At 50.6% G+C, this 24,140-nt stretch carries 9 protein-coding genes; 1 reads left to right on the top strand and 8 read right to left on the bottom strand.

The genetic code is table 11. The features are described 5' to 3' along the window. Positions 1-62 precede the first annotated feature (62 nt). Positions 63-1,907, bottom strand: a complete 1,845-nt coding sequence (locus tag BUB68_RS00955; RefSeq protein ID WP_073087952.1) for a phosphoethanolamine transferase — start codon at positions 1,905-1,907, stop codon at positions 63-65. 248 nt (positions 1,908-2,155) lie between these two features. On the opposite strand from BUB68_RS00955, the gene BUB68_RS00950 reads away from it, so the two are divergent. Beyond that, on the top strand, positions 2,156-2,629 hold the full coding sequence (locus BUB68_RS00950; RefSeq protein WP_073087951.1) for a MarR family winged helix-turn-helix transcriptional regulator: 474 nt from the start codon (positions 2,156-2,158) through the stop codon (positions 2,627-2,629). Positions 2,630-2,676: 47 nt separating this feature from the next. Here BUB68_RS00950 and mtaB read toward each other — a convergent pair whose 3' ends face one another. From mtaB to BUB68_RS00915, 7 genes are all read right to left on the bottom strand, one after another. Then, a complete protein-coding gene (mtaB, locus tag BUB68_RS00945) occupies positions 2,677-3,969 on the bottom strand; it encodes a tRNA (N(6)-L-threonylcarbamoyladenosine(37)-C(2))-methylthiotransferase MtaB (protein ID WP_073087950.1) in 1,293 nt (430 codons plus the stop codon). 21 nt (positions 3,970-3,990) lie between these two features. Continuing rightward, positions 3,991-4,728 (bottom strand): 16S rRNA (uracil(1498)-N(3))-methyltransferase, encoded by a 738-nt coding sequence (locus BUB68_RS00940; protein ID WP_073087949.1) that lies wholly within the window; start codon positions 4,726-4,728, stop codon positions 3,991-3,993. Beyond that, positions 4,725-5,675 carry a 50S ribosomal protein L11 methyltransferase gene (prmA, locus tag BUB68_RS00935; protein ID WP_073087948.1) on the bottom strand — a complete coding sequence of 317 codons (951 nt, stop codon included), beginning with the start codon at positions 5,673-5,675 and terminating at the stop codon, positions 4,725-4,727. The genes BUB68_RS00940 and prmA overlap by 4 nt, the downstream gene beginning before the upstream one ends. Before the next feature lie 108 nt (positions 5,676-5,783). Beyond that, positions 5,784-6,461, bottom strand: a complete 678-nt coding sequence (locus BUB68_RS00930) for a M48 family metallopeptidase (RefSeq protein ID WP_073087947.1) — start codon at positions 6,459-6,461, stop codon at positions 5,784-5,786. 63 nt (positions 6,462-6,524) lie between these two features. Further along, positions 6,525-7,430, bottom strand: coding sequence for a radical SAM protein (locus BUB68_RS00925; protein ID WP_073087946.1), 906 nt, complete (start codon positions 7,428-7,430; stop codon positions 6,525-6,527). A 128-nt stretch (positions 7,431-7,558) separates the two neighbouring features. Beyond that, positions 7,559-9,193 carry a ShlB/FhaC/HecB family hemolysin secretion/activation protein gene (locus tag BUB68_RS00920; RefSeq protein WP_073087945.1) on the bottom strand — a complete coding sequence of 545 codons (1,635 nt, stop codon included), beginning with the start codon at positions 9,191-9,193 and terminating at the stop codon, positions 7,559-7,561. Positions 9,194-9,342: 149 nt separating this feature from the next. Then, complete coding sequence (locus tag BUB68_RS00915; RefSeq protein WP_081371797.1) at positions 9,343-24,036, bottom strand: leukotoxin LktA family filamentous adhesin; 14,694 nt, start codon at positions 24,034-24,036, stop codon at positions 9,343-9,345. Positions 24,037-24,140 lie beyond the last annotated feature (104 nt).

Raw genomic sequence — 24,140 nt, 5'->3', positions numbered from 1 at the left:
CTGCCATATCCTTAAATTTTTCTGCAAAAAAAATGAAGAGACCAGAAAGTCTCTTCATAAAATCATTCTGCTATGTCTTCCGGACCACCAGCGGGGTCTTCCGTCAACCTATGCTGTCCCAGCATGGTTGTCAGGTCATTACGGGAGAAGCTATAGGTGTAGCTGGCAAAATCCTGCTCCGGATTATAGCGGCTGGACGGTGCATTGATAAGCCCGCAAATCGTATCATAGAGCATATCATTGGTGAAATACCGATTACGATGGTCATACAACGCCTGCGTATGTCCCGGCAGTGCCTCATGGTAAGCCGGTGACAGATACATCCAAAGCGGGATCCGCACCATATCAAAGGTGAATACATCCGGATTATGGGAGATTTCCAGATTCTCCCCATGGTCAGAGAAATAGACCATCGCCTGCAGATTCAAATGCTTCTGCGCATAATCAAAAACCTGGCTGACAATATAATCCGTATAAAGGATGCTGTTGGCATAGGAAGGCGCCGACAACATGCTGGTTTCACCCTCTGCCGTCTTGAACTTGTCAAAAGCTGCTGGATAACGGTTATTGTAATAGATATGACTGCCCATGATATGGAGCACGATGAAATTGTTCTTCGACGGGTCAATCTGCGTCAGATAAGGCAGCAGCGCCTCATCATATTTGTCCGTGAAATTATAGGAGTCATCCGTCCAGCTAGCATGGTCTGCGGTCTTGGCTACCAAGGTAATCGCACTGTCATACTGTCCATAACGCCCCTGATTGCTGAACCACCAGGTCTCATAGCCTGCCTTTTTCGCCACATCCAGGATTGAAGCCGACTCAAAGAATTCCTTGCCATTGTACTGGCTCTGCTCCGTAAGGGCCCGCTGCAGGACTGGTACCGTCTGTGACCAGGACGCATAGGCATTGGCAAAATTCAGGAACCCCGGTTCACCATTAGCCAGCTTCTCGCTGAGCCAGGGCGTATTTTCAAAGGGGAACTCCGGTGTATAAGCCTTCATATAATTACGGGAAGCAGATTCGCCAATGATGAGGATCACGGTCCCCGGTGCTTTGGCTGCCAGGGTAGAACTGGCATCAATCATCAAACTGTCATAGCGCTCATCATGCCCGGAACTATATTCCTGTGTCTGGCTCACATAGGTGGTCACATCATTCCAAAGCTCTGCCCAGGAAGTCTGCGGCAGATAGAAACTCTGCGCCCAAAGTGTCACCGCTATCAGCAAAGCCAGCACACCAAACTGCGAAGCCTCATTATCCTCCGCCTGCGTGAAACGGGCAAACTTCAGATGCTGCCGGTAACAAAGGTAGAGGAACAACGCAAAACCTGCCACAATGGCCAGCGTGGGCAAGAGTCCCAGATTCGACTGGATAAAGTCGATGCTCTCCCGGTAGTTGGTCAGATAAAGCGCCATCAAGGAGGCCGGCGACAGACAATGCCAGAACAGGCAGTAGTAAACCCACTGCACAAAAGGGATTGCCAGACAGGCAAAATTCAGCAGCGCCATCAAAAAAGAGGTGATTTTCACATGTCCCAGCCGTACCAGCACGCTTTCCAGACACATCAGCAGGATAAAGCCCGCAGTACCTACCACGAAATCAAAGCAGATCTTCGATGGATACCAGCCTGTCGTGAAGGTCCAGGAATAAAGCAAGGGGAACGTCATGGCCCAGGCCAGTCCCGTAAAGAGATTCGGCAGCGCCGCCATACTGAAAATCCTGACCTTGGTTGCCCACTCCGTCAATACCAGCCCCAAGATTATGGGAATGAGTATCGGCATGAAATACTTTGCCCCCATATCCTGGCCGATATCGATATAAAAGGCAATCAAACAGCAAAAATAGACACTCGCCGCCGTCAGGTGACGAATGAGCTCATCCTGCTGCTCTGCAGTCATCAACATAAGCATTCTTCCTTCTATTCGTATAAGATGCGAAATCTAAGCGGTTCTGCGCCTTACAGGCTTGCCCCGCAAAGATTTCATAGTAAAATCCATGGTCAATTCTACACGAAAATAAAACCTTCGTCAATTTTTCTCTTAATTTACACAAATTTAAAGTATTTTTTCAATCAATTAGTTTTGTGCTTGACTTTTTTTATGCCAAAGAATAACATAGTAAGTGTAAGAAATTTGTGAAATGAGGGAGATTTATGGACAAGAAAGATTCATTACGCTTGGAAAATCAACTTTGTTTCCCCCTGTACGCGTGCGCCAGAGAGGTAGTCAAGGCTTACCGCCCCCATCTTGAGGCGCTGGGACTCACGTACACCCAGTACATTTCCATGATGGTTCTTTGGGAAGAGGGCCAGGTCAGTGTACGGGACTTAGGGAAGAAGCTGCATCTCGATTCTGGCACACTCACGCCGCTATTGAAGAAGCTCGAGAGCAAGGGATATCTGAAACGCTCTCGTTCCACTACCGACGAACGGGTGGTTATCGCCTGCATCACGGAGGAAGGCCGCAAACTGAAACGGGCTGCCAGCAAGATTCCGCAGGCCATGACACAGGAAATGTCGGATTTCCCCATGGAAGATGCCAAGCAGCTCTACGACCTCCTGTATAACCTGCTGGCCATGTTGGAAGTCAGCAACGAGAAACAGGACATCATCAAAAAAGCTAAATAAGCAACAAAAATGACTCGTACATTGCATCGTACGAGTCATTTTTCTATTTATTCTACCGTTCCCCAGACACCATCCTGATAAAGCCGCTCCAGCTTCACCCGATAGATTTCGCCACAGGTCACCGGACTGTCCGTATACACGCGGATGTAATTATCCGTCAGGCCATCGGTTATGCCATCATGGTTGGTTTCAAAGAGCACCTGCATGGTCTGCCCCAAGAAATGCTGATGAAACTCCTCCGTTTTCTGGCTGGCCAGTTCCTGCATCCGTCTTGCCCGATCTTTCTTGACCGGATCAGGAATCTGATCCTTGCGTTCGGCGGCAGGAGTGCCACTGCGCTTGGAATAGGGGAATACATGCATGCGGGAGAAGTTCATCTTCTCGACAAACTTCAGACTGTCCGCAAACTGTTCCTCCGTCTCCCCGGGGAAGCCCACGATAATATCCGTGGACACCGCCACACCAGGAACTTCCCGTTCCACCTGTTCAATCAGGCGGCCAAATTCAGCCGTATCATAATGGCGGTTCATGTCCTTGAGCACGGCATCGGAACCAGCCTGCAACGGCAGATGGAGATGCGCACAGAAGCGGTCATCCTCACGGATCAGTGCAAACAGATCCGGCGAAAGCTCAATGGATTCCAAAGAACCAAGGCGCAAACGCTTCAGCCCCTCCACTTTGAGCACTTCCCGACAAGCATCAGCCAGTGTCACTTCACCGTCTAAATCCTTGCCATAAGCGCCCAAATGGATGCCCGTCAGCACGATTTCCTTGAAGCCTGCGTCCACGAGCTTCTTCGCTTCGCTGTGAATCTTGTCCAGATGACGGGACTTCACGGGGCCACGGGCATAGGGAATGATGCAGTAGGAGCAGAAGTTCTGGCAGCCGTCCTCAATCTTGAGGAACGCGCGGGTGCGCTGAGGCATGTCGTAGATGGGAATATCCTCGAACTCATGTGCTTCCATGATATTGCCCACTTCATCCAGGATGCCATCTTCTCTGGCCGCCTGCTCCACATATTCCACGATCCTGCTGCGTTCCTTCGTGCCCAGCACCACGCGCACACCCTCAATGGCCTTGATTTCTTCAGGATGCACCTGCGAATAGCAGCCGCAGACCGCGATAATGGCATTTTCATTGGTGCGCTGAGCCCGGCGGATGATCTGCCGGGATTTCCGGTCGCCCAGGCTCGTTACCGAGCAGGTATTGATGACATAGAAGTCCGCCTTTTCCTCAAAGGGCACGATATCGTAGCCGCTTTTCTTGAACAGGCCTTCCATGGTTTCCGTTTCAAACTGATTGACCTTGCAGCCCAAGGTCGTGAGTGCCACCTTTGGCAAAATAATACTTCCTTTCTATCCTTACGCGCCTAAATCGCCGTTCTCATACTGCGCTACGGTAATGGCCGCTACCGCCGCCGTCTCCGCCCGCAGTATCCTGGGGCCCAATGTCACGGCCCTGCCACCTGCTTCCTGCACAGCTGCGGCCTCATCCAGAGTAAAGCCGCCCTCCGGGCCGATAAGCAGCACCAGCCGCTTGCCCTTTGCACCCTGCAGGCAGGATTTTACCGTATAATCCGCTTCATTTTCGTAACAGAAGACAACTTCCGTATCTTCGCCGCTAAAATCCTTGAGCAGCGCTGACAGATCAACGATGGATGTTACCTCCGTCAAAGCAGTGCGGCCGCACTGCTTGGCGGCTTCTTCGGCAATCTTCTGCCAGCGCTGCTGGCGGGCGGCTGCCTTTTTCGCATCATAGCGCACGACACAGTTATGGCTTTTCACGGGAACGATTTCCGTTACCCCCAGCTCCACGGCCTTCTGTACCACATAATCCATCTTGTCGGCCTTCAAAAGACACTGCGCCAATACCAGCTCCAGCGGAGATTCCGTATCCGCCGCCAGCCGTTCCTTCAACTGCATGGTCACCGCATCTTCCCGGAAGGCCGTCATTTCCATGCGGCCCACCTGACCGGAATCGTCCACCACAATGACTTCCTGCCCGGCCTTGGCCCGCATGACATGCATCAGGTGATGGGCATCACTGCCGGTAATCTCGATGGTATCTGCCAGCAGCCCCTTATAAAACAGCCGTCTCATTTGCCTTCTCCACGGCTGATGGTCATCGCCACCCAGCCTCTCTCTTCCGTAACCTTATCTACGACAAAACCATGCGCCAGGCAAGCCTCGGTCACATCGGCCAGACGTTCGGAGATGATGCCCGAAGCCAGCAGATGACCGCCCTCGGCCAGATGTTCGTCCAATTCATCAAACAGCATGATGATGATATCGGCGATAATATTGGCCACTATCAGATCCGCCTTGCCATCAAAAGATTTCAGGATATCGCTGACCCCCGTCTTGACGATATCTTCCACGCCATTCTGGCGGATATTTTCAGCAGCCACTTCCACGGCCACCTTGTCGTAGTCCATGGCCGTGACATCTGCAGCCCCCAGCTTGGCCGCCGCCACAGACAGCACACCGGAGCCCGTCCCCACGTCAAAGACACGCATACCGCCCCTGACCAGCGTTTCCAGTTCCCGGATGCACATAGCTGTAGTCGGATGGGTGCCCGTGCCAAAGGCAGACCCCGGATCCAGCTCAATCACGATATCATCAGGGCTGGGCTCGTAATCCTCCCAGGTTGGTTTGATGACAATCATGCCGCCAACCTTTTCCGGGTGGAAATACGCTTTCCAGTTATCGGCCCAGTCCTCATCCCGGACAGTATTCCAGGAGATAATGCAGGGGCCTTTTTCCATATCATCATCCGCCTGATTCTTGAATTCCTGAATGCGCAGTTCAAAGGTACGCAATTTGTCATCCAGATCCTCATCCACAGGCAAATATGCCTTCACCGTCACAATGCTGGTATCTTCCGCCCGCTCCAGGCCGGAAAAATCCCACTGGCCGGCATCTATATAATTGTTCAAAAGCTCCGGGTCTTCAATGACCACACCAGAAGCCCCCAAATCATGATAAATCTCCGCCACCACATCCGTGGCCTCATGGGTAGTCTGAATACTGACTTCCGCCCACTGCATACCTATCACTCCTTTTTCCTATAGCAATTCCTACATTATATGATGAACACCTGAAAAAAACAAGGGCAGATATCACCATGGCCTCAACGGCAGCATAGCTCTGTCCCTTTATTTATTCAATCTGGATCTGATTTCCTGCCAATCCGGCATAAATTTTGCCACGAAAGCATAAAAGCGCTCGTTATGGTATTTTTCGACCAGATGGGCCAGTTCATGGAGTATCACATATTCCAGACAGACAGGCGGCTTTTTTGCCAGCTGGACGTTGAGCCAGATTCGTTTGGCTATGATATTGCAGGTTCCCCAGCGAGTCTTCATGTATTTGGTACGCCATTCGTTTGCTTTCAGGCCGGTAATCTTCTCCCACTTGGGCATAAGCACTTCCACCTTCTTGATGAGTTCTGCCCGGTAGACCTCCCGCATGAATCTTTCCCGCCAGTCCACGCTGGCTTTTTTCGGCAGATAAAGCAAAATCTTATCGCCCATGATTTTATAGTCCGGCTTGGCCGACTCGATAACCACGATACCATACGCCACGCCCCAGAGATAAATCGTCTCTCCCGATACATACTGACGTCTGGCGGCTCGGGGCAGCTGGCGGAATCTCTGTATCTGCCGCCGCACCCAGGGAAGATTCTGGCGGGCAAATGATTCAATCATCTTGTCAGGCACACGCACAGGAGCAGAAATAACCACCCTGCCGCAGGGTGGTTTGACATAAAGGTGCATATTCTTGATTTTCTTCTTCTGAACTTCGATGGCTACTTCTGCCACTTGAATCTGCATGGGACGCTCCTCATTCTCGCTGTATTGGCTGCATTATATAGTCGGTACCGGAAAAGCCCAAGATTATTCGCCCCCCTGCACACCGGCACCGTTGAAATCCGGCACAAATTCTTCCGAAGCGCTGCGACGTTCCTGCACATAGGCATTTTCCAGCCCCAGACTCAGGGCATAATCGACCACCGACTCATACTCAAAAGTGGTCAGGCGGCGGTTGATTTTCTTATGCTCACTGGCTTTATACATGGGGGTGTACTGGCTCATCAGGCTTACCTGAATCGTTTTTCCAAAGGTTTCCCAAAGCCATTTCACGATGGCCATGCTCTCATGACGGTGCCCGGGCAGGATCATATGGCGCACCAGCACGCCCTTCTGCAGCTGGCCATCTGCAGCGAACTGCACCGGCCCGGCGATTTCCACCATCTTCCGGATGGCAGCGCTGGCGCAGGCAAAGTAATCCGCCGCCGCCGAATACGCACTGCCGCTGGCTTCTTCCCGGTACTTCAGATCCGGCAGGAAAATATCCACATAGCCACGCAGGGCTTCAATCGTCTCGACCGTCTCATAGCCGCTGCTATTGTAGACCACAGGCAGGGCAAAGCCTTTTTCCTTCGCCATATCCAATGCCGCAATGATCTGCGGCACATAATGGGTTGGCGTGACTAAATCCAAAGTAGCCGCCCCCCGCACCTGCTGTTCGAGAAAAATCTCCGCCAGCCGCGCCACGGTGACTTCCTCTCCCTTGCCCCCATGGCTGATTTCATGGTTCTGACAGTAAACACAACGCAGGTTACAGTAAGAGAAGAATACCGTTCCGGCACCTTTTTCGCCCACGAGACAGGGTTCTTCCCACTGGTGCAGGGATACCAGGGCAATCCGCACCTTATCCCCTGCACCGCAAAAGCCCGCCCGCTGGGTACGGTTAACACCACAGCGGCGCGGGCAGAGATTACATTTTGTAATACTAAGCATCTTTTGCGTTATCTTCCTTTTTTTGCCTAAACGGCTTACTCATGATCATTACAATCAAAAACGAAATTCTTACATTTCATTAAAATTATACCCCAACCTGTCTCATTGTTCAACATCTGCAATAATCATCAGAACCGGCCCACACAAGTGAAGTGAATCCTGCTCCGCGAGCACGTTGTTTCATTGATTTCCCGCCTCAAAGGGAAGCCTACAGTCAAAGATGCAGAAATATTTTTCCGCCACTGATACCGTATCCCCAATCCCGTACTGATGAGCGCAGCCTCTTTTATATAATCATCAGCCTCGTAAACCTTGCCACCGTCTAAAAAGCCAAACATCTGCCACATGCCACTCTTTTCCAAAGGGACACCATACTCTGTGGAAAGGACGAAACCACCTGTACCGCTGAGGAGATTTTCTTCATAACCACGAATATTCCCTGCTCCTCCGATATTGAATTTCTCCGACGAAGGGAGCTCTTTGGACGGCGCCCATTGGAAGAAAAAGCTGCTAAAAAAGGTCTGCCCACCTTTAAAGCGGTGATGATAAAACGCATTGGCCCGGCCCAGGCTGACGTCACGTCTTTCACCATTCACATCATTTTTCCAATGATCAACGGTATAGGCATATCGCTGATAGTATACCGAGCTGCGGCTGTAATTAGTCTGAGTAAAAGCAGCCGTAACGCCATCCACACGATAATCCACGAGATGAAAAATTTTTGCAAATGTATTCGTGGACGTCTGATGACGATACCCCAGACTTGCTTCCGAGCGATTGGTATAACTGACCGAAATCGGCTGCGTGAACGTCATGCCGAAACTTGATGCATGACCTTTCAACCGATCTCTCCAAGGCCCCTTCACCGTTTTGGTACCATTGGTACTATAATCAAACGAGATTTTTGGCCCTCGGGCTGTAGTCGGAATATCATAGCGCAGAGTCAGTGAATTCAGCCCCGTCGAATGCATGCCGCCAATCGTAAAATCATCCTGATTCCTGGTTAAGCTGCGATAGCGGAAAAAGGCTCCCGTCTGCCATCTGCCAGTACTTTCCTGTCCGTCATTATTGACATACAGTGTCATATCCGTACGCTGTGGTTCTTTCAGCACCACAGCATAATCCGTAGTCCCCGGTTCTGCACCTGCCTGCAGCGTAATCTTCAACTGTGCATCATGAGTACCATTAAAGAAAGCCAGATCTTTATTGAGTTCATTGATGTTTTGCACGACTCCCGGCTTAAGGTGCAGTCGGGAATAGACATAACCAGCGTGCGTACTCTTGTTGCCCGTCAATGTCACCGTCCCCGTCCGCCCCTCGCTGAGACTGATATGGACCGTACCACTCTTGATCGTCTGCGGCTTCAGATACGCCCGGCAAGTAATATAGCCTTCACGGGAATAGAATTCATTGATTTGATCCACCAAGGCCATCAAATCATCAATAGCCACTTCTTTCCCTATATATGGTGCGGCCAATGCATTGAATCTTTCGGCAGTCAGAATCTCCGAATCATCTGTGGTAATCTTTTCCAACAGAAAACGAAGATTCTCATTCTGCGTCAGTTTGCCCTGCTTGTCCTGCTTATCGGTTACATTATCTTCCTTCCCCCGCTCCTGGTCTTCGATGATCTGCTGACGCAGACGTTCCCTTTCCAGATTTTCCCGATCACGGTTCAGCTGCAAGCCCGCATTATCCGGTGTCGGCGGTGCTGTAAAACCAATGGCTGGAAGGAACAAAACAGCCAACGCCACCCCAGACATACATTTACCCTTAAAGTTTCTTCTACGCAATTTTTTCATCCCTCTCTCACAGCAAGTGAGCTGTCACACGAAGAAAGGCTCCTGTGACAGCTCCATGCCGTTATCTGATGGTAACCTTTTCTGCTATTCTTGCTAATATTCAGGCAGCATTATTGCTGATCTGCGGTGATTTCCATTCCGCCTCCATCACCTTTGATGATCACAAGACCCTGCTGGCGTCTTTTCTCCACATCAATCCTGTTCGTCCCCATATTCAGGTCTTTATTGTTCAAATCAGGAATATATGCATCTTGCAAAGACATCAGCCACTGATAATATTCATCGAAATCAAACAGATATTCCATCCAGCCAACCCCATAGAATCCATAAATATCCTTATTGCGGACATCCCCACGATCGAGCATCCAAATAAAACGATTCGGATTGTCCAAGGAAAGACTCCTGAGATTGTAGCGGTTGATCCGAAGCGGGCTCCCTGTTCCGACTGCCTTCAGCCAGGCTTCACCATATTCCAGATTCAGGACTGCACCATTAGCGTAGATGCGCAACGGATTATCCTGGGTTCCCATTTGAGACGCTCTGAGATTTATCGAGTTGCCCATCAGGTAACCCATATCCTTGCCACGCTCTGTACTCATGCGCATAATGCCATTCGTACTAAGGAACAGCCCACTCGTTTCCTCTGCAGCAGTCGGTTGAATCTTGTTTGTCCCCACCAATACTGGACGGCGGTCTGCCCCTGCGACGGCAGAAACAATGGTCAAATCCCCCAGGTTGTCAATGAAAGCGGAACCACCTGCATTGGCCTCCAAGGTACCTGTTATATTCGTGCGCAGATAATTATCCAGTCTGCCAATATCGCCACGGCCAGCATAAACAGTCAGGTCTTTCGCATAGATTCGGTCGGCTTCATTCTTGGGCAGATAAATACCATTGCCCGTCATGAGCACAATATCCGAATCCTCACGACCAAAACCACTGGTAAAGTTAAAGGTCGTATTTTCCGTACCTACCAGGAAGATATTTCTCGTCTTCTTGCTCAGCGTTATGGTACCGCCCTCGCGCAAATCTAGGCTCAACGGGATGCGCCGCCGCACATCTACACTGCCATCTTCATTCCAGGTAAGATCACCGGCCTTAGCCGAACCCAAAATCTTCAGGTTCTCCAATTTGTTGATATCCTCGGCCTTGATGGTAATCTTGCGCTCCTTATAACCGACACCGCTGCCATTCCCCGTTATGAACGTGACATTTTTCGCATGGATATTGGGGCTGGAAATCACGACCATCTGTCCCGGCACACTGTTGACGATATCACTTTGGATTGCATAAAGCAGCTGATTCTTGGAAAAACCATAGTCGTTGCTGGCTTCTAACAGGCCATAATCCATGACTGCCGCCCGCTCGGCTTCACTAAGGCCATAATAGCCGGACCGGTCAAACCAGTGGAGCAGTTCTGCCCGATAGCTGTTGAACAGCCGGGTGTATGCGGCTTCATCATCAATGTCCTGCGCCTGTTTTTCAAAGGCAGCTTTACGTGCCAGCACCGTGGGATCCTTGGCAAAGTCTCTGGCAATGCTGACGTAACTTGACAGCATTTTGCCACTTGCGGCACCCAACGTCTGCAACCGGCCTTCAAGGCCTGCCAGGCGTTCTGCTTTTTCTGCCGCAGCCGCAGCCGACAGACTGTCATCCGAATCCTTGGCACTAATCAACCCCAATTCCAGCCAGTTATTTATCTTCTTCTGACTGTCAGAGAGTTTTATCCCCGAACCCTTGGCATCCACAATACTGCGCTTGTCAGCTGACAGGGTCACATCACCACCGGTGCTCTTGATCGTACCTACACCTATATTACCATTTATTTCCCGAATGTAGATATTGCCCTTGGCTTCTGCATCAATATTAGTCGTATCACTATTAAAGGTTGTCACAAAGTTCTCCTGGGAACCAATGCCCCCCTCCTTACTCACGAGCTTGATATTATTTGACCTAAGCCGTTCGTTGTCCTTCATGGTAATATTGCCTCGTGCCGACAGGCTCAACGTTCCGTCATCCTTACTGAGGTTAAAGCTGCCAAGCTGCAAGGTGTCAGCAGAATTGATGGTGATATCGCCATTCTTCGAATAGCCAGAAATGAAGGTATTACCGGCAACATTCAAGTCTACTCCCTTAGGCGCCGTCACCGTGAGATTATCCGTTGTCACCCGAACATTGTTGTTCTCAATAGCTCCGAAGGCCGAAGAGATATCCATGGCGCCCAAATTCTTGCCATCCTTGACTGCAGCCTTGATATCACCGGTCAGGATTACATTGCCGCCGCCCTTCAGCGTGATATTGCCAGCTACCGGATTTAACACCCCCGTCGTGATGGGCTTGTCAAAATTGATTTGCCCCATAACGGTCGGCGATAACTGATAGTTGCGTTGATATTCATAGATACGCCAATCTGTGCCAAATGGGTTAAACGTATTTTTTTCAGTCGCCGATGGATTTCTTGGATTTAACCAGGATGGCGGATAATTCTCCGCATACACCACATGGAACTGTGAAGCCCATCCCGTCGGCTTATCCATATGCTCCTTATTGATCAAATAACTGGAAACTATGGATTTTACTTGGTTAACATTATTAAGCGTAGTGTATTGCTCTACTATTAATTTGTCCTTAAAAATGGACCTTTCTGGATCCATCACGCCTTCCTCAAAACGTTCCAAGGCCTTCGCTTTGCTATTATCCTTGAGTGTCTCATTATGAACATGCTTTTCAACCTTGTATTTGAAATTTTGGGTATTGGCGATAGGCTCTGCCGACAATGTCCACCGCAAAACATAACGATCCCAGGTTGGTTCTGTACTATTCAACTGATAGGAATTCCCGGTCTGCTGCTTGCCGTTAATAAAGATATTGCCGTTGCGATAGTTATTGGTGATAGCACCAACGTAGAGGTCTTTGTTCAAATTCGCAGCATCCACGGTGATATCAGCCGCTCCTTTTGCCGCCAGGATGCGCCCTGTTCCGGCAATCGAGGAAAATACATTCCCCTGCAGATAGATATTGCCGCCCTTGACATAGGTATCCGCCGTCAAAAGATGTCCTGTATACGGGTTATAATAGGTATTGATTACACCTTCAAATACCTTTTGTCCCGAATTCCAAAGTTGTGCTGCTCCCGTCTTGTTGACCAGGAATGCCTGGTTGCCCAATACATCACTGTCGGTAAGCTTCTTGTTCTTATCGACCTGTTGTTCCAGAGCTGTAACTTTTGCGGCATCAATATCCGTACGATAGGTATTGTAGCCACTTTGAATCAGGCCATTCACAATGATATTCTGAGCCGAAATAGATACATCACCACCAGCTACAATACTGGCTTCCGGTGAGGGCGAACTATACTTCGTCTTAAGGTATTCTATGGCCTGTGCACTCAATTTCGAAGCATTTTTGTCATAATAACTCCCCAATATCCTTTGTACTTCTGCCCGGCCGGCCTCCGTTTTCTTCATGCGGTTGAACACTTCCTGTACCGTATTGGTAAGATACCCTTGGTAATAGGAATCTTCCATACCGTACACAAGCCACAATGATGCGGCTCTATTAAGCTCTCCTACAACTTTTTCTGCATAGTAGCGATATAGCTCCTGAGCAAACAGTTCACTGCCAAAGGTATACGGTGCCAGAGGATCAACACCCACTACCTGATAGGAACCAGCAGTTGCCTGACGATAGCTGCCATTCGGAGCACTGATTTCCGTCGCATAGGCCGAAGAAACCTGCCCTGTCGTCAGAATATCACCTACCTGGTTCGCAATCTGCACCTTGCCCGTATTATTGATAATACTTCCCTGAAGATGCACATCTGCGCCAACTCCGTTGCCGCCAGTTTTCTGAATGCGGATGACTGGAGATTGGCTGTTCTTGGCCGACTGTACATTCGCTGCCGTGTAATCGGCGCCATTCAGGAGCACCTGGCCACCGGCCGTAGCCAGTGTGAGGTCATTTACCACCAGACGTCCATTGGATTTGTCGCGAATCACAATACTATCCGCAACTTGTGCCTTGATGGAGCCGCTTCCCTTTATGCTTTGGGTCGAGAACGTGATATTGCCGCCGGATACGGTGATCCCCGGCAGGGTAACAGCCGATACCTTAGCTTCTTTCAGGACTTCATAGGAATTGCCCTTCTTGATGGCAAAACCTTTTTTCTCCATCAATGCTAACAGATTGGCAAGCTCTGCACTATAAGTCTGCTTTATATTAGTCTTATCATTTGCAGCCATCTGCTTTTCTGCCTGCAGGAGTTCATTATATTCCTTCAGATACGGATTCGCTACGGTCTGCTGACTGCCAAAGGAAATACTTTGCGGATTGAACCATTCCCGGCCTTTGATTACATTGCCTTTTATGCTGCCATCTTCAGCTTTGCCGATAATTTCCAGTTCCAATGCATTGTACAACCCAGCCAGCAAACTGCCATCAACCGTGATGAAATTTGCCTGCTGTTCGCGACTGTTCTTGTCTTGGGGCAATACCGTAATAAGATTACTTTTGAGGTTAGATGTATAGGTTGTATAAACATAAGCCGATTCTGCAATGGCTTCCCTGCCGCTATCGGCCTTCAGGTCGATATTCCTCACGCTTTCAATTTTACTGCCGCGGCCGATATTCACCTGATTGGCCTGAGACATGGAATTCGTATAATAAGGCTTCGTCTTTACCGGAATCGCCGTACGATTATACACATCCGCGAGAAGCTGCATGTTCAGTTGTCCCATTTCACCTTCGCTAGTGGCACCAGCGAACAGATTCACATCCCGTCCGCTGAATATGGAACTGCCTTCCAGTGAAACATTATTGCTGCGCCTGAGCACGCTGTCATTGACCGTCGTCGCCTTGCCACCCAAGCCACCCTGGATATTGGCCACGGCAATAAGGTCAAGCGTCGTATTATCAGACGCTGCCAGATTAATATCCGACGTGCTGCCCGGAGCTTTAAGGTTAGAATTTTTCAGCTTTACCGCATTATCATAAGCCAGATTATGGCTGCTTTGCGCTTTGATCAGCGAAGCGGCGCCGCCAGCTTCCAATTGATTCCTGGCCTTGATGCTGCCCGTAGTATCAGCATTCATCGTGATGCCGGCATAGGTACCATTTACCGTGAAGTTAGCGTTACCACTTCCCGTATTGCCCGTTTCAATCGAAGCCCGATAAGACGCATTGTTGTCCAGCTTGCTGCCAGAACCGTTCACACCGCCATAACCTGCAGCATCCACAGTCTCATTGACTGCGATTTCATTACTAGCGTAATACATCTGTGCATCTGTGCTTGTGACGTTTATCCCCGGATTCAGAACCACCTTAGCGGCAGTATCCGTCTTGCGGGTAAGGGACACAGCGCTGAGTCCTACGGCAGCTGCATTCTTGCCATCTACGGTAAGATCCGCCTTGTTATCCACGTTCTGTGCCAGAGCCGTCATCGGTCCCGAAAGATTCCAGGTACCACCAAGGGTTGTCACAGCTTCACGGCTTTCGTTGTCGTTGATTACCGCAGTCCAGGGAGAAATCGTAGCAAAACCTGCCCCGTAGCCCACAGCCTTGAAATCCTGATTGAGGAAATTCGAAGCAGATGCCACGACATAGTTCAGATTTGCACTGTTGCTCTGATAACCGTCCAACCGAACATTAGTCCTGACATCGCGATCGGCATTGAGGAAATTGCTGCCGGAGGCCAGGCCGCCTGCCGTCATGCCCCCCACCAGACCAGTCTGCTCAATATTTCCCTGACCAAAAGCCCACAGGGAAGCATCTTTTTGATACGATGCCCTGCCTACATAAACATCACTTGTACCATAGGAAGACAAGTTCCCCATGGTCACACCAATCGTCGCACTGCCGGCATTCAGCGATAACAACTCCAGCTTCTGCTGAGGATTCCATCTGCTGAGAAGCGTTATGTCTTTTGCATTCAGCGTCGTTTCATCGCCAATGTTCAGTGCAGTTTTGGCATAATTATCCTTTGTCCCCAGCGTATTGTCAACATCCGTAGCGGACATGGCGGCAATCATGCCTGCTGCCGATGAACCGACCTTGGTGCTTGCCTGCGGGTCGTTTTCAGCAGAAATATACAGCGTAGGTGCAGACAGTGTGCTTTTCTTACCGATGTCCACAGTTGCCGAGCTGGTATAACCTGCCCGGGCAGCCAGACCAGTTCCCGAAAAAGCCAGGCTGCCGCTGGCGGCAATAGCCGAAAGTTCTATCTGCGGTGCACTCTGCGCATGAATATCCAAATCACTGCCACTGACCAGTTTTGCCTGCTGGTCAATAGTAACCGCATTCCTGCCCGTACCGCTGTTTTCCGCCAGCAATGCGCTGCCGGCCTTGCCAGCACTGAGAGTCACGCCAATCGCATTCAGCTTGGCAGAAATATTGTCCGTATTATATAGCGACAGGCTTCCTTTTGCCTCCAAACTGCCGCCATGAATCGCCGAGACAGTCTCTGCATTGCTGTTCATGCCTGCATAAGCGATACCTGCAGCACCAGAAAGTGCTGCGGCGCCCTGACGAATCTTCAGTTCATTCGTCCCGGACAATTGGTTCTTCAATTTTATATCCTGAGCAGATTGTACATTCGTATTGGTCAGATCAACCGTAGCCTTGCTGGCGTTGTTCAAAATGCCTACAGCACCATTGAGGGCTGCACCGCCGATGGCAACGGATTTATTTTCCTGCAATACATTATTGAGGACACCACTATCCAAAAGGACATTGCCCGTGTTCGAAATCAGTTTGGAGCCGCTTATCGTGAGGCTTACACCAGAACCGCTCTTGCCACCGCCATCAGCCACGGCTGCCGTGCTGCTGCCAGTCCGGCCGTCCGTAGTGGAGCTGTTGAGCTGGTTGCCCTTAGTCGCCTGATTGGCCCGATTCAACAAGTCACTGGTATTCACCTGCGAGCCATCTGCTTCCTTGCCCTTATTCGCAGCCGATTCATAGCGATCAGCCAGCTTCTGTCCGATATTTATGATCATCACGTTGGCAGAAGCGCCCACGGAGCCGGCAGAGGCATTGTATGCACTCTGCTCGATATTGCGCTCGTCTTTTGCCTGAATGCCGATTTCCCCGGCTTTGAGGTCAGCGTTATCCAGAATGGCCGCCACTCTGCCGTCTAAGGTATTGATGACCACACCTACGCCCACACCAGCGCCCAGGCCTAATGCACCCGTAAAGGCAGTATTATGGAAGCTCAGTTTATTCTGCGCCAGCACTTCTATCTTGGCCGGGTCAACATTGGAATAGCCAGCCCAGTTCCCTGAAGCAGCCTTCATGGAACTATTGACCATACGCGCCGTCACATCGCCTGTGACATTCGCCACACCGATGGAACCGGCCAGTCCGCCGATACCACCGCCGCCAATATTGTAAAGTTCATAGGTAAGACGGGTGTCATTCAGTGCCTTTACGGCTGCCTGATTCTTATTGCCCGTTCCCCTGACCTGGAAACCTGCATCCACAGATTCCATTTCCGCTTTCACACGGCTGTCTTCTTTGACCACAGCTACGCCAGTGCCAACACCAACACCTGCCCCGGCAACGCCCAAGGAATAGATGTCACTATAGATTTTGCCATGATGGTCAGCCAGCACATCCAGATTGCCCTCCAGAAGTGCATTGACATTCTTGACGCTGGCATTCGTCTGTGAACGCAAGTCATAGACACCTGTCCCGTTGATAAGACCTGCCCCCATGCCGGCAAAGCCAATACCAGCAGCATGAGAAGCAATCCCCTGCCAGCCAGTTGCTTCGACATTCAGATTGCGCGCGATTACGTCGTTGACTCCATCCGTATTTCTCCCCACAAGCAGTGCCGTGGTCTCCCGCGTGATTGTCTGGCTGTCACTGCCCAAACCGGCACCAACGCCCTGACCAGCCGCGCTGACCGTGCCGACAAGGCCATAGGAATTGGTATAATCGCGCGCTGCAATATTGACATCCGCATCTGTGGACAGCTGAGCTGCTTTATCGGTCACGGCCTTGGTTGAACCGCCAATTTCATTGACATTGAAGGTACCGTTTATCGCAGCCCCCTGTCCGGCAACCCCTGCATTGACCAGCATGGACTTGATGGTATGCGTGCCGGAAGCAGACACAGCAATCCCCTTATAGGTGGATTCGCCCCGCAGGTCAGCCAGGTTTGCGGCAGAGTCCAGGATCTTTTCACCATCAGCGGCACTGGACTTATTATCTTTGTCCTTTGCTGCCGAAGCCAGTTGACCCACAATCGCCTGATCGGCATTATCCAGCTTATCCTTTACCTTCCTGTCTTTCGTATTCGACGTTGTAACCGCAGTATTCTCACCTTCAACAGCAGCATAGTTCTCACTTGCTATGGTATTTTTCGCCACAGCAGCACCAACACCAGCCCCTTGTCCAGCAGCAGCCAGAACACCCACGATATTCTTGATGTTTTCATCACCGCGAGCGGTAATGAGCACACTGTCACCAGAAGCATCTACGACTGCATTGCCGCTGAGGACAGCACGGTTTTTCGTCTGGATATCATTGATGGCCACAGAACCGACAATCCCGGCACCCTGGGCTGCGATGCCGCCACCAGCTGCAATGTTATGGATGGTCGAAAGACCTTTTGCATCGATCGTGAGTCCGGTGGTAAAGAGATTGCCGCCGGAAATCTGTGCACTGGTCACCGCCTTGTCGGTGTTCATGACTAAGCCTGCACCAATAGCAGCATTCTTGGAAGCCGACAGTACCGCTGCTACGGCACGCAGATTATCTTGGGTATCTGCGGCTGCGGTTACCGCAAACCGGCTGTTCCCACTACCGATATTGGAGCCTTCAATCGAAGCTTCCACATCTTTCTGGATGCTGGTCAGAGCAGCCACACCTTGTACAGCAGCTACACCGGTGCTGAGGCCTACACCTACACCAACGGTGGTCAGCTTGCTGTCATCCTTGGCCGTTACCGTCAAATCACCATTTCCACCATTGACGCCCGTCAACGAACTATTCTTGAGCGCAGCGCTGGTTTTCTGATGCTCGGAGCTGCTGCCGATATCGTTATAGACAAACGCACCGCCTATAGCAGCCGTGCCGCTGCCCTGCACATTACCCACTACGGCCAGTTTCTTCGAGGTATCCGCAGCGGTTACATCTACCTTCTTTATCGCATTGGCTTTGGTGTTTTCCACCAGGGCAGTCGTTGAATTATGGCCACGGTTGATTGCCGAGGCACCATTCAGCCCCAACCCTTTGGAAATGCCTACACCTGCTCCCACAGCATAAACGGAAGCCTTGCTGTCTGCCTGGACGGCAAGCATAGTACTGCCAGGGTCAAAAGCCTTGAGGTCAGGATTTATCGCGCTGTCCTTCAGGTAAGCATTGGTATCATTATTCAGGAGATTATAAGCCATGGCCATGCCAAAGGCAGCACCGCCCGTAACACTCACCTGTCCAGCCACATTGATTTCCGATGCGCCCGTACCGGCCTCTATCGAAACGCCCTTGGCCGATAAGTTCTTGACATTCTCTACGCCGGCAATAACATCATTATCCGTCAGTTGCAAGCTCAATGAACCCGCTGCGCCAAAGCCACTCTTGGACACAGCTGCACCAGCGGCCGTATTCACATCCAACGTATTGGAATAGGCACGGACCTTCAGCGCATCCTGGGCAACATTATACAGCGTAAGGGAGCCACTTTCAATTTGGGCAGAGAAATTATTATCCACATCGCTGATTGCCATAGCAGCAAGACCCGAACCATTTTTCGAGGAAGCCAGACCGACGGCTGCGGTGATGATTTTGTTGCCATAGCGGCCCTTTTTCGCCAAATCCTCATTGATGGCCTTGGTATCTTCGTTGTTCTTCTGCTCGAGCTGATCTGTGTAGCTGTCCCCTTCGACATCAACATCCGCCTGCTGCAGGGCTGCATTGTACTTCTTGTAATCGCTGGTGTTATCCGCTGCCTGATCCTGCGCAAGATTCTGCACAGCATCTGCACTAATCGTCGCAGAACCTTTGATCAATGCCTTGGTATTATTTTCCAACCGATTATAGGCAGCTACGCCTTGGAAGCCATAGCTGCTGCCATCTTTAGGTGCCGCTACCGATACGCCTACGGCTCCACCTACCTGAGTAAGCGAAGCGATTGCTTCATTGCGCAGATTCCCCAGGACAAGATAAGTGCCGCCATCCAACAACGCATTTACATTGTTTTTCAGATGGGCAAACGCCACCGTACCACCAGCTGCAGTAGCACCATTGCCGCCAGCCGCTACCGATAGATTCACGCCGCCCGTAACCTGCGTATCGGTATCCATGGCTTTATTGGTGATGTTTTTCGTGTTTGCATTAGAGCCCACTACCTGCGCATCGACATTGCTGCTGCCGATATTCACCGAAGTGGATGCCGCCCCTGTGAAGTTATAGCTGTTCTTTCTGGCCTGCGACACAGCCAGCCCTACACCGCCAGCAAACAAAGCGCCTTTCTTCTCCGCGGTGTTCTCGAAACTGCCTTGTTGTTCATTATTCTTTTCCTGGATCTTGCTGTTCTTAACCTGAGCCAGCACATCACTCGTGACACTGTTCACCGCCACAGCTCCGGCAATGCCTACGGTGGTAGCTGAATCCGATGTATTCTTCTTCAGCTTGATATTCTGGAAGCTTAAAGCTGCGCCGCCGCTCCAGGCACCAAGGAATAACGAATCGGAAGCCTTGTTGGCCAAAGCTGCCGCATCTTCACCATTCGAGCGCAGCGTGACATTGGCATCCTGCAAGACAGATTTCGTCTGATTTGCCGACAGGTTCACCGAAACGCTGCCAGCCCCGGCCAGCGTGAAGCTGGGCATGGTCTGCCCGCCCGTCATGTTGGCCACACCGGTTTCCTGTTTGTCCTTATCCTTCTGGCTATTGTTAAACCTTTCCATGGTACGGCTGAATACCGAACCCTTATCCTGTTTTTCATCGGGCTTGAAGTAGTTCTGATAGCCATCCTTGAAGCTGCTGAACTTGCCGCTGGTATTGGAAACGAAATTGGCCAGGGAGCCGCCGGACTTGCCGTTGTCCGTCTGTTCAATGACACCACCGGCTACACTTACGCTGTGGATATAACCATCCGCGGTAGCGTTCATAGCCAGGCTATGCACATCAATAGCGCCTGCCTTAGTCCCGGCAGAGCCAAAATAATCCGCAGCCTTCAGATTCGCATCGCCACGCATAGATAGCGTGCGTGCCAGCGAACCAATCTCATCTTTGCTGCTGGTATTATTATCACTCACGGCAGAAAGGGTCTTCACATCAAAGTTCGTTACCGCCACGGACGCACCAATGCCCTTGGAGCCATTGCCATAAGCCAGGCCGCCGGCGAGATTGAGGACTCTGGTATCATTCTGAGCCTTGATTTCCGCCACACCTGATTCCTTGGCAGTCTCTTTTTTCTGCTTTTTCTGTTCTTCTGCTGAAAGCTTATTCCACGCCTCATCAATCGCTTTTTGGTTGTCGGCCTTGGTCGTCTCGCCGGTTGCCGTTATCACAGCCCCGGTATCTACCGATACGATAGCCAGGCTTTCGCCGCCGACATAGCTGACAGTCCCCTGCAAGGCCGTAGTATCTGCAACGGTATCATTTTCACCGGTCTTATTGGAATTATTGGCTGCAGAACCAGAACCACCATTCAGGAGGTAATGGTTGATATTGTTCTTGCTCGTCAGGAATACATCACTGCCCGTAAGCTGTGCTTTATCCGCTACGGCCAGTACGCTGTCTGAGCGATTGTTGAATACATTGACCACAGCACCGACAGACGTTGCTGCTGCCCCAGAGGGTTTCAAGTGACCATTCATGGCGATATCGCTCTTGTTCACGCTGCTGCTGATTGCCAGATCACCCTCTGCTTCAAACTGAGCCTGCCGCCCCACCAACACGCGGGCATGGTCATCCAGTGAAACCACATTCACTGCCCCGGCCAACGATACCGAAGCCGCACTGCCGCCTGCGGAAGTATTCTTTTCCCGGTTCTTCACCATATTGGAACTGGTGGCACTGTCTACATAATAATTCGCTACCTTGGCCGGATTTGTCAGATTGCCAATGGCCTCCAGCGTCTTCGAAATATCAATGCCTGCTTTTTCCAATTCCGTAGCATTGTTCTTCAAATCCTCATAGAGAGTATTCCCCCGGCTGACCAAAGTCTGGAAAGCGGTCGGGTCCTGAGCAATGTTCGTCAGATTTTCCAACGCAGCAAAGAAATCCGTCACATGCTGTTTGGGTTCCTTCCACTTATCGGCCGTAAAGAAAGAAAGCAGCTTATCCTTTACATTCTGTATGTTCTTGATATCCGCCACCATTTTATCCAGACGGCCATGACCGCTATTGGTCTCTGCTTTGAGCGTGATGTCGCCTCCGGCAAACGAAACCGGCTTATCGCCATCGCTGCCAGCGATGACCACACTGGCATCATTCGTGATATCCGTTACCGATACGGCAGCATTGATAAGCGCAGACTTGGCCTTGCCATCACTGCCGGCAGCAGAAGTCGCAATGGAGCCGATCTGTATATCCGGATTGGATTGTACAGCAGTTATGGATAAAGCACCTTCATCTCCACCACTCATGCTGGCATTCTTGTTGATGACCACACCAGCCTTGCTGTCCCCCAGGACTACATTCACGCTGGAACCAACCGTAACGTATTTGGCCGCATTTTCCAAAGCCGAGGTCTTGGTCTGGCTCTTTTCAGCGTCTTTATCTTCTTTATTTTCCTTTTCCTCTTTTTCCTTTTCCGCTTCCTGCGTCGCCTCGGTTGCATCACCGAACAGATCAGCCAAACCGAGGTCATCCTCTTCGTCCTTAGCCTTAGTCGTATCCTTTTCCTTATCCGAATCTTTATCCTTGTCCTTATCCGACTCTTTTTCCGCTTCCGCTTTTTCCGTACCATTATTGGCCGTAATCTGCCGCTGGGTATTGGTTTCGGCAGCTTTCACATCAATATTGCCGCCCGCTTTGATTCCCGCACTATCCGCCAGCTGTGCGTTTTCCGAGGTGTTGACGAAGTTCAACGCCGAACCGCCCAGGCCCGTTTCCTTGATGCTGTTTTCGGCCTTGACTGCCAGGGAATTATCAAGGGTTGCCGCCACGGAAACATTCTTGGCAGCTTCCAGAGAAGCTCCTGCATTCAGCTGGTTCTGGCTGTCGGTCGAGCCAATTACGACATTGCCCGCAAAATTCAGATGACTGGTATCTTCTTTGCTGGCCAGATTGGAACTGGTGGCCGATATATTGGTCTTGGCATTCGAAACAGCAAACACAGAACCGTTATCCGCTTTCAAGGAACCATCCACCGTAATATTGGCATTATTCTTATAATACGAAAAAGTTGCCGCTGCCAACTGATTCTTTTTACCTTCGACTTTCCCTTCCGAAGCCAGTTTCGCATTGAGTTCACTGGATGCCGATACCGAAAGTGATGGCGTGGGAGCGGGAGTCTTACCGTCAGCACCGGCCTTCCCTGCAATATCATCACCAGTAGCTTTTATTTGGGCATCTTTGCCAATCGCCACATTAGCCGTATCTTTATGCATCATGAATGCACCAGAGATTTTGATATAGTCCTGCAACAGATTCGTTGCTTTGATCTCTTTGGCCATATCCTTATCAAACTGATAATCATCTTTGGTCGTTGCGGCTACATTGACCGTCTTGCCCGTGATTTCCCCGGCCAGCTCAATACCCGCCTTCAATCCCAAAAGGGTCTTGGTATTCTGGATGGCCTCCTTGGTTTTCTTTTCCAGTTCTGCCTTGGCGTTCTCATCCTGTTCCGTCTGGTTCTTGGGCTTTTCCGGTTTCACATTATTGGAAAGTGCCTTGGCTGCCATAATGACATTGCCAGCCGCATCAATCTTCGCACCCTTGGCCATTTTTATGCTAGCGCCAATAGGTTTGCTGATGTCCCAGTTGGTAATGCGGAAAATATTGACACCGGTTCCGTCCAGCTTATTATTCAACTTCCCCAGCAAGCCGCTCTCTTCCGCCGTATTCTTGCTGTCCGCCACAGCCGCCAGGACAATATCCCCGGATTCATTCTGCGTAAGCTGCAGATCACTGCCCAAGCCAGCGTTCACCGTAACATTGCCATTGGCATCCTTCACATTCACCAGGTCTGCATAATTGATGGTATTTTTGGTGTTCAGGAGCGCACCTTCACCCAGGCTGATATCAGCTGCCGCCAGCGTCATGCCCCCTACGGTATTGATATGACCGGCAACCGTAATCGAACCAGCAAGATTGAGCGGCACCTCACCATTTTGTATGCTTGCCGCACTGAGGAAATTATCCGCCTTCAGCGAAGCTTCATTCCCCAGCAATTGGTCATAGTACTTCTGAGTCGGTACCACCATCCCCACCTGGCCGGCATTGATGACACCGGTTTTGTCCACAGCAATCCCACTAGGACTGATAAAGCGCAGGTCACCGCCGATCTTATTGTTCCGCACGGCATTGACAATGCCAGCAATATCGACTTTGCCATCTACAAAATTAAGCAGACGGGCTGCAGCTGCACTCTCCTTGCTTGTACCGAAAAAAAGATTGGCAATATTTCCCTGACTCAGATTGAATGTCTTGAAATGATTGAATGCGGTCTTATCATCCAGCATCTTGTCCGCCAATACATTATAGACATTCCCTTCTGTCGTGATCGTGCCGCTCTTAGCTGCATCGGCCTTGGTAATATCCGAAGCCTGTCCAACGTTCGGCAGCGCCAGCATACCGAAAAGTGCCATTGACAGTATGGCACTGCGCCGTTTCATCAATCGCCTGTACATGCTCATGACAAAGTCCCCCTCTTTCCCGATCCATCTATAAGGGTGCTATCCCTGATCATTTTTTTAAACTATTCTTTAAAAATGCGCCTATTCCTGCTATTATTACAATT

The organism is Pseudoselenomonas ruminantium, assembly GCF_900142515.1.
GTDB lineage: Bacteria > Bacillota > Negativicutes > Selenomonadales > Selenomonadaceae > Selenomonas_A > Selenomonas_A ruminantium_D.
Note: the sequence above shows the minus strand (reverse complement) of the source record. Positions and strands in the feature narration are given on the sequence as shown.

Excerpts from the sequence above, each read along its gene's own strand:
- BUB68_RS00920 (WP_073087945.1), bottom strand. The coding sequence starts at position 9,193 with ATGTCTGGGGTGGCGTTGGCTGTTTTGTTCCTTCCAGCCATTGGTTTT.
- BUB68_RS00955 (WP_073087952.1), bottom strand. The coding sequence starts at position 1,907 with ATGTTGATGACTGCAGAGCAGCAGGATGAGCTCATTCGTCACCTGACG.
- BUB68_RS00940 (WP_073087949.1), bottom strand. The coding sequence starts at position 4,728 with ATGAGACGGCTGTTTTATAAGGGGCTGCTGGCAGATACCATCGAGATT.
- BUB68_RS00950 (WP_073087951.1), top strand. The coding sequence starts at position 2,156 with ATGGACAAGAAAGATTCATTACGCTTGGAAAATCAACTTTGTTTCCCC.
- BUB68_RS00915 (WP_081371797.1), bottom strand. The coding sequence starts at position 24,036 with ATGAGCATGTACAGGCGATTGATGAAACGGCGCAGTGCCATACTGTCA.
- prmA (WP_073087948.1), bottom strand. The coding sequence starts at position 5,675 with ATGCAGTGGGCGGAAGTCAGTATTCAGACTACCCATGAGGCCACGGAT.
- BUB68_RS00930 (WP_073087947.1), bottom strand. The coding sequence starts at position 6,461 with ATGCAGATTCAAGTGGCAGAAGTAGCCATCGAAGTTCAGAAGAAGAAA.
- BUB68_RS00925 (WP_073087946.1), bottom strand. The coding sequence starts at position 7,430 with ATGCTTAGTATTACAAAATGTAATCTCTGCCCGCGCCGCTGTGGTGTT.